9 protein-coding genes are annotated in these 12,449 nt (G+C 76.7%); all 9 read left to right on the top strand.

The annotated features are described in order from the left end of the window. The first annotated feature begins 75 nt into the window (after positions 1-75). The 9 genes from BJ968_RS15415 (at position 76) to BJ968_RS15375 (ending at position 12,429) form a co-directional block, all read left to right on the top strand. Complete coding sequence (locus tag BJ968_RS15415) at positions 76-1,149, top strand: hypothetical protein (protein WP_179753304.1); 1,074 nt, start codon at positions 76-78, stop codon at positions 1,147-1,149. After that, on the top strand, positions 1,146-1,772 hold the full coding sequence (locus tag BJ968_RS26760) for a DUF4129 domain-containing protein (RefSeq protein ID WP_179753302.1): 627 nt from the start codon (positions 1,146-1,148) through the stop codon (positions 1,770-1,772). Before BJ968_RS15415 ends, BJ968_RS26760 begins: the two co-directional genes overlap by 4 nt. Continuing rightward, a complete protein-coding gene (locus BJ968_RS15405) occupies positions 1,769-2,944 on the top strand; it encodes a DUF4350 domain-containing protein (protein WP_179753300.1) in 1,176 nt (391 codons plus the stop codon). Before BJ968_RS26760 ends, BJ968_RS15405 begins: the two co-directional genes overlap by 4 nt. Beyond that, on the top strand, positions 2,941-3,918 hold the full coding sequence (locus BJ968_RS15400; RefSeq protein ID WP_179753298.1) for an AAA family ATPase: 978 nt from the start codon (positions 2,941-2,943) through the stop codon (positions 3,916-3,918). The genes BJ968_RS15405 and BJ968_RS15400 overlap by 4 nt, the downstream gene beginning before the upstream one ends. A gap of 12 nt (positions 3,919-3,930) precedes the next feature. After that, positions 3,931-5,232 carry a DUF58 domain-containing protein gene (locus BJ968_RS15395; protein WP_179753296.1) on the top strand — a complete coding sequence of 434 codons (1,302 nt, stop codon included), beginning with the start codon at positions 3,931-3,933 and terminating at the stop codon, positions 5,230-5,232. A gap of 141 nt (positions 5,233-5,373) precedes the next feature. After that, positions 5,374-7,101 (top strand): ABC transporter transmembrane domain-containing protein, encoded by a 1,728-nt coding sequence (locus tag BJ968_RS15390; protein WP_179753294.1) that lies wholly within the window; start codon positions 5,374-5,376, stop codon positions 7,099-7,101. 23 nt (positions 7,102-7,124) lie between these two features. Further along, on the top strand, positions 7,125-8,915 hold the full coding sequence (locus BJ968_RS15385) for an ABC transporter ATP-binding protein (RefSeq protein WP_179756791.1): 1,791 nt from the start codon (positions 7,125-7,127) through the stop codon (positions 8,913-8,915). 128 nt (positions 8,916-9,043) lie between these two features. Continuing rightward, positions 9,044-10,585: an ABC transporter transmembrane domain-containing protein gene (locus BJ968_RS25805; protein WP_179753292.1), complete on the top strand. Its 1,542-nt coding sequence runs from the start codon at positions 9,044-9,046 to the stop codon at positions 10,583-10,585. Continuing rightward, positions 10,582-12,429 (top strand): ABC transporter transmembrane domain-containing protein, encoded by a 1,848-nt coding sequence (locus BJ968_RS15375; RefSeq protein ID WP_179753290.1) that lies wholly within the window; start codon positions 10,582-10,584, stop codon positions 12,427-12,429. The genes BJ968_RS25805 and BJ968_RS15375 overlap by 4 nt, the downstream gene beginning before the upstream one ends. Positions 12,430-12,449: the final 20 nt, after the last annotated feature.

Below are 12,449 nucleotides of genomic sequence, written 5' to 3'. Positions count from 1 at the left end.
CCCATCCTGCCGCCCGCGGCCGCGTTCGCGGTCACCACCACGCCGTGACCACGGGCCTCTGGCACGATGACCGGCATGGGGACGGACCAGTGGCAGCGCCCGGACGACCAGGACCCGGCCCCTCCCGCGCCCGCCGCCGCGCCCTCGGGCTGGGGCGCCCCGGCCGGGGGTCCCCCGCCGCAGCACGCCGCTCCGGCCGCCCCCCGCCCCGGCATCGTGCCGCTGCGGCCGCTGGGCCTGGGGGAGATCTGGGACGGCGCGTTCCGCGCGTTCCGGCAGAACCCGAGGGTCATGGTCGGGCTGTCCGCGATCGTCGTGGCGCTCACCTCGGTCGTCACGCTGCTGGCCACGGTCCTGTTCACCCGCGACGTCGTGGGCCTGGCCACCAGCCTGGAGGCCGGCACCGGCTCGGTCGAGGACGTGTTCTCCACCGTGCAGAGCTCGCTGCCGCTGCTCGTGCTCAGCGGCCTGCTGCAGACGCTCGCGGTGCTCGTCCTCAACGGGATGCTCATCTACAGCGTCAGCCAGGCCGTGCTGGGCCGCACCACCACCTTCGGGCAGCTGTGGGCGGCGTGCCGCTCGCGGCTGCTGCCGCTGATCGGGCTGTCCCTGGTCATCACCCTCGCCAGCGTCCTGCTGTGGGTCGTGCTGCTGGCCCCCGGCGCGCTGCTGCTGGTGTTCGCCGAGTCCGGGACCGGCACCGCCGCCGGGGTCGCCGCCGTCCTCGTCGGGACGCTGGCCGCGCTCGCGGGCTGGGCCTTCGTGTGGGTGAAGTCCTCGATGGCCTCCCCCGCGATGCTGCTGGAGCAGCTGGGCGTGGTCGCGGCGCTGAAGCGGTCCTTCGGCCTGACCCGGCGCTCGTTCTGGCGGCTGTTCGGCATCCAGCTGCTCACGCTCATCGTCGTGCAGTTCGCCGTCGGGGCCGTCTCGGTGCCCTTCGCGGCCGTCGGCGGGGCCGTGGGGGCCGCCACGGGCAGCACCGGCACGGGCTCGATCGTCGTGCAGAACGCGATCCAGACGGTGGGCCAGATGGCCGGCAGCATCGTGGCCTACCCGTTCCTGGCGTCGGTGACGGCGCTGCTGTACGTGGACCTGCGGATGCGTCGCGAGGGTCTGGACGTCGAGCTGCACCGGGCGTCCGCGCGGTGACCTGGCCGTCCGCCGTCCCCGTCCAGCCGGACCGGGCGCAGGCCCGGCGCTGGCTGGCCGAGGAGCTGGCGGGCCCGGAGTACCGCCAGTCGCAGGGGTCCTGGCTGCAGCGCGCGTGGACGTGGCTGTGGGAACGGCTCCAGGGCGTGTCGGTGCCCGGGCTGGGCACGGGGTGGACGTCGGTGGTCGTGGTGGTGCTGCTGCTGGCCGCGCTCGCCGGGGCCGTCTACCTCGTCGGCGGCCCGTTGCGCCGCAGCGCCCGGCAGGCCGCGGCCGCCCCCGTGTTCGAGGCCGCGCCCGAACCGGCCACGGCCCACTTCGCCCGCGCCGACGCGGCCGCCGCCGCCGGGGACCACGCGCTGGCCGTCGCCGAGCGCTTCCGCGGGCTCGTGCGCTCCCTGGAGGAGCGCGCCCTGGTCGAGCCCCGGCCCGGGGGCACCGCGACCGAGATCACCACCGCCGCCGCGCGGGCGCTGCCCGACTGCGCCGACGCCCTGGCCCGCGCGGCCCGCACGTTCGACGACGTCCGCTACGGCGGGCGCCCCGCGACGCCGGGGACCGACGAGGACCTGCGCGCCGTCGTGGCGCAGGTGGCGGCGGCCCGGCCCGTGGTCCCCGCGTGAGCACCGCCACCCCCACCTCCACCGGGGCAGTCGGCGCGGCCGGCCGGGCGGTCCGCCGCCACCGCGGCGCGCTGCTGGTCGTCCTGCTCGTCGTGGTCACGGCCCTGGCCCTGGCGCTGCTGCGGCCGCGCACCGACGAGGCCGCCCTCGCCCCCGGCTCGGCCGACCCCGCCGGGGGGCGGGCCCTGGCCCGCGTCCTGGACGCGCAGGGCGTCACCGTCACCGAGGCCCGCACGTTCGCCGACGCCTCGCGCGCGCTGGGCCCCGGCACGACCGTGCTGGTGACGGACCCGGACCTGCTGTCGGCGCAGCGGCTGCGCGTCCTGGCCGGCTCCGGGGCCGACCTGGTCCTGCTGCGCCCCTCGGCCGAGACGCTGGAGGCGGTCACCGGTGACGTCACCCCCACCGGCGGCGCCTCGACCGCGGTGCGCGACCCCGGCTGCGCCGACCCCGACGCGGTGGCCGCCGGACCGGCCCGCGCGGGCGGCCTGACCTACGCGGCCTCCGGCGGCGCGACGGCCTGCTACGGCGGCTCCTACGTCCGGGCCCCGCTGGCGGCCGGGACGCTGACCGTCGTGGGGCAGCCCACCCTCATGACCAACCGCTGGGTCGCGCAGGACGGCGACGCGGCGCTGGCGCTGCGCACGCTGGGCGCCCACCCCGACCTCGTCTGGTACCTGCCCGACCCCGTCGACACCGACTCCCCGCAGCAGCCGCTGACGGCGCTGCTGCCGCCCTGGACGTGGCCCGCCGTGGGCGTCACCGGGCTCGCCGCGCTCCTGGTGCTGCTGTGGCGCGGGCGCCGGCTGGGCCGGCTCGTCGACGAGCCGCTGCCCGTCGTGGTGCGCGCGGCCGAGACCGTGGAGGGGCACGGGCGGCTGTACGCCAGCGCCCGCGCGTCCGACCGGGCGGCGCGGGCGCTGCGGGAGGCCACGTCGCGCCGGCTGCGCGCCTGGACCGGCCTGGACGCGCGCGCCGACGTGCGCGACGTCGCCGACCAGGTCGCCTGGACCACCGGCCGCCCCGCCCCCGCGGTCCGCGAGCTCCTCGCCGGGCAGGACCCCCGCGACGACCCCGCCCTCGTCCGCCTCGCCGTCGACCTCGAAGCCCTCGAGCGCGACGTCGCGCGACAGGTCCGCAGCACCTCACCCAGGAAGGCAGTGCAACCGTGACTGAGACCCCCTCGACCGAGGCCGTCGAGGACGCCCGGCAGGCCCTGCGGGCCGTCCGCCAGGAGGTCGCCAAGGCCGTCGTCGGCCAGGACGCCGCCGTGACCGGGCTGGTCATCGCCGTGCTGTGCCGCGGGCACGTCCTGCTCGAGGGCGTGCCGGGGGTGGCCAAGACGCTGCTGGTGCGCAGCCTGTCGGCGGCGCTGCACCTGGACACCAAGCGCGTGCAGTTCACCCCCGACCTCATGCCGGGCGACGTGACGGGCTCGCTCGTCTACGACGCGCAGACCGCGCGGTTCTCCTTCCGCGAGGGCCCGGTGTTCACCAACATCCTGCTGGCCGACGAGATCAACCGCACGCCCCCCAAGACGCAGGCGTCGCTGCTGGAGGCCATGGAGGAGAAGCAGGTCTCCATCGACGGCGAGCCCCGCCGGCTGCCGGACCCGTTCATCGTCGCGGCCACCCAGAACCCCGTGGAGTACGAGGGCACCTACCCGCTGCCGGAGGCGCAGCTGGACCGGTTCCTGCTCAAGCTCACGCTGCCGCTGCCCCCGCGCGAGGACGAGGTCGAGGTGCTGGCCCGGCACGCGACGGGGTTCGACCCGCGCGACCTGGCCGCGGCGGGCGTCCGGGCCGTGGCGACGCCCGAGCAGCTGTCCATCGCGGCCGACGCGGTGCGCCGCGTGCAGTGCTCGCGCGAGGTCATCGGCTACGTCGTCGACGTGTGCCGCGCCACCCGCGAGTCCCCCTCGCTGGCCCTGGGCGTCTCCCCGCGCGGGGCGACGTCGCTGCTGGCGACGGCGCGGGCGTGGGCGTGGCTGTCGGGGCGCGACTACGTCTCCCCCGACGACGTGAAGTCGCTGGCGCGCCCGACGCTGCGGCACCGCGTGCAGCTGCGCCCGGAGGCGGAGCTGGACGGGGTGAGCGTGGACGCGGTGCTGGACTCGGTGCTGGGTTCCGTCCCGGTCCCGCGCTGAGCGGGGGCCGGGGTGCACGTCACGGGGCGGTCCGCGGGCCTGGCCCTGCTGGGCCTGGTCCTCGTCGTGGCCTGGCCGGGCTGGGCCGCGTTCTGGGTGTGGCTGCTCGTGTGCGCGGTGCTCGTCGGCCTGGACGCCGCGCTGGCCCCCTCGCCGCGGCGGCTGGCGATCAGCCGGCCGCCGCTGCCGGCGGTCCGGCTCGGGGAGCGCCGCAGCACCGGCCTGCTCGTGCAGAACACCGGCGGCCGGCGGGTGCGGGGCGTACTGCGCGACGCGTGGGTGCCCTCGGCGGGGGCCACGGGCACCCGCCACCGGCTGGACCTGCCCCCCGGTGAGCGCCGCCGGCTGGAGGTCGTCCTCGTCCCGACCCGGCGCGGGGACCGGCTGGCGGACCGGGTGACGGTGCGGACCGCCGGGCCGCTGGGGCTGGCGGGCCGGCAGCGGTCGGCGCCGGTGCCGGGGCGGCTGCGCGTGCTGCCGCCGTTCACCTCCCGCAAGCACCTGCCCTCGCGGCTGGCGCGGCTGCGGGAGCTGGACGGGCGCAGCGCCGTGCAGCACCGCGGGCAGGGCACGGAGTTCGACTCGCTGCGCGACTACGTCGACGGCGACGACGTGCGCTCCATCGACTGGCGGGCCAGCGCCCGCCGGCAGGCCGTCGTCGTGCGCACCTGGCGGCCCGAGCGGGACCGGCGGGTGCTGCTGGTCGTCGACACCTCCCGCACCTCGGCGGCCCGGCTGGAGGGTGAGCACCCGACGGTGCGGCTCGACGCGCAGATCGAGGCGGCGCTGCTGACCGCGGCGCTGGCCTCGCGCGCCGGGGACCGCGTGGACCTCGTCGCGCACGACCGCCGGGTCCGGGCGCGGGTGCGCGGGGGCGCGCGCGGGGACCTGCTGCCCTCGCTGGTGGAGGCGCTGGCGCCGCTGGAACCCTCCCTCGTGGAGGCCGACTGGGACGCGGTGGCGACGGAGGTGCGGACCACGGCCCGGCAGCGCTCGCTGGTGGTGCTGCTGACGGCGCTGGACCCCTCCGTCCTGGACTCGGGGCTGCTGGGGGTGCTGGAGCAGCTGGCGACCCGGCACACCGTCGTCCTGGCCGCCGTCGACGACCCGGCCCTGGCGGCGCTGGCCCGCGACCGCTCCGACGCCGAGGCCGTCTACACCGCGGCGGCGGCCGAGACGGCGACGGCGGTGCGGGACCGGACGGCGCGGCTGCTGACGCGGCTGGGCGTGGAGGTGGTGCACGCCGACCCCGAGGGGCTGGCGCCGGCGCTGGCGGACCGGTACCTGGCGCTGAAGGCGGCGGGGCGGTTGTGACCGCGCCCGTCCCCGACCACCGCTGCGCTTGATCACCGGAGTGCTCGATCACGGGGGTGCGGGCGGGCGGGGCGGGGCGGTTCGCCCGGGCCACGAAAGGGTGGTGCCCCGGCCCGGCCCCGGCTGCTAGACCTGGTTGCCGTGCTGCTCACCCTCCTGCGAGAACACCTGCGCCCGCACCGCGGGCTGCTGGCGGCGGTGGTCGTGCTGCAGGTCCTGCAGACGGTCGCCTCCCTGTACCTGCCCCGCCTGAACGCCGAGATCATCGACCGGGGCGTCGTCACCGGGGACACCGGCCTCATCTGGCGCACCGGTGCGCTCATGCTCGCCGTCACCCTCGTCCAGGTCGTGGCGACCATCTCCGCCGTCCGCTGCGGCGCCCACGCGGCGATGGCCGTGGGCCGCGACGTGCGCGCGGCCGTGTTCGACCACGTCCTGAGCCTGTCCAGGGCCGAGGTGGGGCGGTTCGGCGCCCCCTCGCTCATCACCCGCGGGACCAACGACGTCCAGCAGGTGCAGATGCTCGTGCTCGTGACGTGCACCATGATCGTCTCCGCGCCCATCCTGTGCGTGGGCGGGATCGTCATGGCCCTGCGCGAGGACGTCTGGCTGAGCTGGCTCGTCGTCGTCGCCGTGCCGCTGCTGGTCGCCGTCATGGCGCTGGTCATGACGCGCCTGGGCCCGCTGTTCGGGCAGCTGCAGAAGAGGCTCGACACCGTCAACCGCGTGCTGCGCGAGCAGCTCACGGGGCTGCGGGTCGTGCGGGGTTTCGTGCGCGAGGACGCCGAGCGGGCCCGGTTCGAGCGGGCCAACGCCGAGCTCACCGACGTCGCGCTGCGCACGGGCCGGCTGTTCTCCGTCGTGTTCCCGTTCGTGACGCTCGTCATGAACCTGGCCAGCGCCGCCGTCGTGTGGTTCGGCGCGAGCCGCGTGGAGACCGGGGAACTGGGCATCGGTTCCCTCATCGCGTTCCTGTCCTACCTGGTGCTGATCCTCATGGGCGTCATGATGACGACGTTCCTGGCCGTCATGGGCCCGCGCGCCGCGGTCTCGGCCGGGCGCATCCAGGAGGTCCTGCGGAGCCCGCCGAGCGTCCACGAGCCGCAGGCCCCCGTCGCCCCCGCCAGCACCGGGGGGCGGCTGGAGTTCCGCGAGGTGTCGTTCTCCCACCCCGGCGCCGACCGGCCCGTCCTGGACCGCGTCTCCTTCGACGTCGCCCCGGGCCGGACGACGGCCGTCATCGGCTCGACCGGTTCGGGCAAGACCACCGTGGTGAACCTCGCGACCCGGCTCGCCGACGCCTCGACCGGGGCGGTGCTGCTCGACGGCGTCGACGTGCGGTCCCTGGCCGACGGGGACCTGCGCCGGCGCGTGGGGCTGGTCCCGCAGCGGCCGTACCTGTTCGCCGGGACCATCGCCTCGAACCTGCGCTTCGGCCGCCCCGACGCCTCCGACGAGGAGCTGTGGGCGGCGCTGCGGACGGCGCAGGCCGAGGACTTCGTCCGGGACCGGCCCGAGGGGCTGGACGCGCCGGTCTCCCAGGGCGGCACGAACGTCTCCGGCGGGCAGCGGCAACGGCTGTCCATCGCGCGGCTGGTCGTGGCCCGCCCGGAGGTGTTCGTGTTCGACGACGCCTTCTCGGCGCTGGACACCGCAACCGACGCGCGGTTGCGCGCCGCCCTCGCCCGCGACCTGCCCGGGGTCTCCGTCCTCGTGGTGGCGCAACGGGTCTCGACCATCGTCGAGGCCGACGAGATCGTCGTGCTGGACGGCGGGAAGGTCGTGGGGCGCGGCACCCACCGCGAACTGCTCGGGACCTGCCCGACGTACGAGGAGATCGTCGCCAGCCAGCTGGAGGTGGCGGCGTGAGCGGGCGCGGGGGTCCGGTGCGGATGGCCGGGCCGCCCGGCGCGAAGGCCGTCACGTTCGGGCCCTCGGCCCGGCGCCTGCTGTCCCGGATGGGCCCGGACGCGGCCGGGCTGGCGGTCGTGTCCGTCCTGGCCCTCGCCAGCGTGGCCCTCACCGTCCTGGTGCCCAGGCTGCTGGGGGACGCGACCGACCTCGTCGTGCGGGCCGCGCTGGGCGGCGGGCCCCTGGACCGGTCCGGGCTGGCCCGCACGATCGCCGAGGTCGCCGCGGTGTGCGTGCTGTCGGCGGGCCTGTCGTTCCTGCAGGGGCTGCTGCTGAACCGGGTCGTGCAGCGCACCGTGTTCCGGCTGCGCGGCGACGTCGAGGCCAAGCTGCACCGGCTGCCGCTGTCGCACGTCGACTCCACCCCGCGCGGGGACCTGCTCTCGCGCGTGACGAACGACATCGACAACATCTCCCAGAGCCTGCAGCAGACGGTGTCGCAGGCCCTCGTCTCGGCGCTGACGGTGGTCGGGGTCGTCGTCATGATGTTCACCATCAGCTGGCGGCTGGCGCTGGTGGCGCTGGTGGCGATCCCGCTGACCCTGGTCGTCGTCGCCACCATCGCCAAGCGGTCCCAGCCGCTGTTCGTGGGGCAGTGGCGCGAGACGGGCGCGCTGAACGCGCAGATCGAGGAGGCCTTCACGGGGCACGACGTCGTGACGGCGTTCGGCCGCCGCGAGGAGGTCCGGGCCCGGTTCGCCGCCAAGAACGCCGAGCTGTACGCAGCGAGCGCCGGCGCGCAGTTCCTCTCCGGGACGATCATGCCCTCGACGATGCTCATCGGGAACCTGGTCTACGTCGCGATCGCCGTGGTGGGCGCGACGATGGTGACGGGCGGGTCGATCACCATCGGCGGGGTGCAGGCGTTCGTGCAGTACTCCCGGCAGTTCACCCAGCCGCTGGCGCAGCTGGGGTCGATGGCGAACCTGCTGCAGTCCGGGGTCGCCTCGGCCGAGCGGGTGTTCGACGTGCTCGACGCGCCGGAGCTGTCGCCGGACCCGGTGGACGGGCCGAAGCCCTCGGGCCCGGGGCGCGTCGAGTTCGAGCACGTCTCGTTCCGGTACACCCCCGACGCCCCGCTCATCGAGGACCTGTCGTTCGTGGCCGAGGCGGGCAGCACGGTCGCGATCGTCGGGCCGACCGGGGCGGGCAAGACGACGCTGGTGAACCTGCTGCTGCGCTACTACGAGGTGGGCTCGGGCCGGATCCTGCTCGACGGCGTGGACACCGCGACGATGTCGCGGCGGGACCTGCGCTCGCGGGCGGCGATCGTGCTGCAGGACACCTGGCTGTTCGAGGGCACGATCGAGGAGAACATCGCGTACTCGCGGCCGTCGGCGACCCGCGAGGAGGTCCTGGAGGCGGCGCGGGCGGCGTCGGTGGACACGGTCGTGGACGCGCTGCCGGAGGGGTACGCCACGGTCGTCGACGACGACGCGGGCCGCCTGAGCGCCGGGGAGAAGCAGCTGGTGACGATCGCGCGGGCCCAGCTGGCCCGACCGCAGGTGCTGGTGCTGGACGAGGCGACGAGCTCGGTGGACACCCGCACCGAGCGGGTCGTGCAGCAGGCCATGGCGCAGCTGCGGCGCGACCGCACGAGCCTGGTCATCGCCCACCGGCTGTCCACGATCCGCGACGCCGACCTGATCCTGGTGATGGAGGCCGGGCGGGTCGTGGAGCAGGGGCGGCACGAGGAGCTGGTCGCGGCGGGCGGGGCGTACGCGCGGCTGCACGAGGCGCAGTTCGCCGGGGCCGCCGCCGAGGTGGACTGACGAGGTGGACTGACGGGTGCGCGGACGGGGGCGGGGTGGGCCATCGTTGTGACAACGCTCGCGGTGATCGGCAGCGTTGTCACAACGATGGCCCACCCCGCCCCGCGCATCGATTAGCGTCACCTCACGTGTCTCCCCGTCCCGTCCTCGACGTCCTGCGCAGGCACCGGCGGGCCGTCGCCGTCGGCTGCGGGTCCTCGATGGTCCACCAGACCTGCGAGGCGCTCGTGCCCGTCGCCATCGGCCTGGCCGTCGACCGGGCCGTCGGCACCGGCGACGTCCGCGCGATCGTCCTGTCGGTCGTGGGCGTCCTGGTCCTGTTCGCCGTCCTGAGCACCGCCGGGACGTTCGCGTTCTGGACCGTGGACGTCGCGCAGTTCGAGGAGGCGCACCTGCTGCGCACCGCCGTCACCCGCGCCGTCCTCGACGACCCGGCCGCGCTGCGGGACCGGCAGGTCGGCGAGGCGCTGTCGGTGGCCACCTCCGACACCCGGCACACCGCCGAGGCCCTGGGCCTGGTCAGCTTCCTGGCCTCCGGCTGCTTCGGGATGGTCGTGGCCGCCGCGGTGCTGCTGCGCATCGACCTCGCCCTGGGCCTGGGCCTGCTGGTGGCCGTCCCCGTCGTCGTGCTGGGGCTGCAGGCCCTGGCCCCGCGCCTGGAGCGCCGCGTGCACGACCGGCAGCGCAGCGCGGGCCTGGCCGCCGCCGTCGCCGCGGACCTGCTCGCCGGGCTGCGGCCGCTGCGCGGGTTCGGCGGCGTCCCCGAGGCCGTCCGCCGCTACCACCTGGCCAGCTCCGTTTCCCGGCGCGCCGCCGTGGGGGCCGCGGGTGCCACGTCGGTCGTCGTCGGCGTCAGCACCCTGGCCACCGGCGCCGTCCTCGTCGCGACGGCCGCCGTCGCCGGCGCCTTCGTCGCCCGCGGGCGCCTGGACCTCGGGGAGTTCGTCACCGTCGTGGGCATGGCCAGCTTCCTGGCCGACCCGGTGCGCAACGTCAGCGCCTGCGTGCAGCAGCTCGCCGTCTCCCGCGCCAGCGCCCGCCGGGTCGCCGCGCTGCTGACGCCGCCGCCCCCGCGCGCCGAGGTCCAGCGCCCGCACGCCGCGCAGCTGCGCCCGCGGGCCGGGGAGGTGCTGGGGGTCGTCACGACCGACACCGCCACCGCCGACGCCGTCACCGCCGGGTTCGCCGGGGCGGGCACCCTCGTGGAGCCGTCCCCGACGCACCTGCTGGGCGAGACCCTCGCCGACGCCCTCGACACCGGCCCGGTCGCGGCCGGACGCGGGGTCGCCCTGGCCGACGCGCTGGCCGCGGCCGCCGCGCCCACCGCGCTGCAGACCCCCCTGGCCGACGGCGGCACGAACCTGTCCGGCGGTCAGCGCCAGCGCATCGGCCTGGCCCGGGCCCTGGCCACCGACCCGGAGGTGCTCGTGCTGCGCGACCCCACGACCGCGCTGGACGCGGTGACCGAGGACCGCGTGGCCGCCGGTGTCCGCCGGCTGCGGGCGGGGGCCGGGACGACCGTGCTCATCACTACGTCCCCGCTGCTGCTGTCGCGCTGCGACCGCGTCGTCCTGCTCACCGGGCGGGGCCGGCACGCCACCGGCACCCACGCCGAGCTGCTCGAGGACCCCGAGCTCGGCGCCGAGTACGCCGCGGCGGTGACCCGGTGAGCGCGCCGGCCCCCCTCACCGCGCCCGGGACCCCGACCGGGACCCCGACCGGGGCCCTGCCCGTCGCGCCCGGCCGCCGCAGCGCGGCCGTCCTGTGGCGGACCGCCCGCGCCCACCCCGGCGAGCTCGCCGCGGCCCTGACCACCACGGTCCTGTCCAGCGCCGGGACCGTCGCGCTGCCGCTGCTGCTGGGCCGGGCCGTCGACGTCGTCCGGGCCGGGGACGGGCTGACCCCGCTGCTCGTGCAGCTGTCCGTCGTGGCCGTCCTCACCGCCCTCACCACGGCCCTGGCCCGCCGCGACGCCGAGCGCCTCGGGGCCTCCGTGGCCGCCGACCTGCGCGAGCGCGTCGTCGACCGGTCGCTGCGGATGGACCCCCGCGTCCTGGAACGGGCCGGTTCCGGCGACGTCGCCTCCCGCGTCACCGAGGACGTCGAGCTGTTCACCAGCTCCGTCCAGCTCGCCGCGAACGTCCTGACCTCCGTGGTCACCGTCGCACTGTCCGCGGTGGGGTTCCTGTCCCTGGACTGGCGGCTGGCCCTGGCCTTCTGCGCCGTCTTCCCCGTCCACGTCGCCAGCCTGCGCTGGTACCTGCCGAAGGCCGGGCCCCTGTACGCCACCGAGCGCGCCGTCGCGGCCCAGCGCTCGCAGGTGTTCCTGCAGTCGCTGCACGGCGCCTCGACCGTGCACGCCTACCGCATGGCCCCCCTGCAGGGTGAGCGCGTGCGGGCCGCCTCGCGGCGCACGGTCGGGGCCTCCCGGGCCGCGCTGCGCGTCTTCGCCCGGTTCTCCATGTCCATGAACGCCGCCGAGGCCGTCGGGCTGTCCGCGCTGCTGGCCACCGGGTTCTGGCTCGTGCGCGCCGATGCCGTCACCGTCGGCGCCGTCACCGCCGCCGCCCTGCTGTTCCACCGCCTCTTCGGGCCGCTGGGCGTGCTGCTGCTGTCCTTCGACGAGGTGTCCCGCGCCGCGGCCGCGCTGAACCGGCTCGTGGGGGTCGTCGACCTGCCCGAGGACCCCGCCCCCGACCCGGCCGTCCTGGCGCGCGCACCCCGGTCCCGCGTCGGGGTCCGCGTCCGGGGCCTGACGCACCGCTACTCCGACGACCCCACCGCCGCCCCGGTGCTGCGCGGCATCGACCTCGACGTCCCCGCCGGCACGTCGCTGGCCGTCGTCGGGGAGAGCGGGGCCGGCAAGACGACCCTCGCCGCGATCGTCGGCGGGGTCTTCCCCCCCACCGGCGGGACCGTCGAGCTGGTCGGGGAGCCGGACGGGGAGCCGGTGGCCCTCGCCGACCTCGACGCGGGGTCGGTGCGCGAACGCGTCGGCGTCATCGCCCAGGAGTCCCACGTCTTCACCGGCACCCTGCGCGACGACCTCACCCTGGCCCGCCCCGGCGCCACCGACGAGGACGTGCACGCCGCGCTGCGCGTCGTCGGCGGCGACGACTGGGTCAGCGCGCTGCCCGACGGCCTCGGCACCCGCGTCGGCCCCGGTGAGCTGGCGCTGTCCCCGGCCCGCGCCCAGCAGCTGGCCCTGGCCCGCCTCGTCCTGCGCGACCCGCCCGTCGTCGTGCTCGACGAAGCGACCGCCGAGGCCGGCAGCGCCGGGGCGCGGGACCTGGAGCTGTCCGCCGCGGCCCTCGTGCGGGGCCGGACCGCCCTCGTGGTGGCGCACCGGCTCAGCCAGGCCGCCGCGTGCGACCGGATCGCGGTCGTGGCCGGGGGCCGGATCGCCGAGCTCGGCACCCACGCCGAACTCCTCCGGTCGGGGGGCCGGTACGCCCGGCTGTGGGACACCTGGTCCCGCCCGGCTCAAGCCCCCCAGGCCGCCGCCGACACCTAGACGGTGGGGAGGACGGTCGC

The sequence above is a fragment of the Kineococcus aurantiacus genome (genome assembly GCF_013409345.1).
Taxonomy (GTDB): Bacteria; Actinomycetota; Actinomycetes; order Actinomycetales; family Kineococcaceae; genus Kineococcus; species Kineococcus aurantiacus.
Note: the sequence above shows the minus strand (reverse complement) of the source record. Positions and strands in the feature narration are given on the sequence as shown.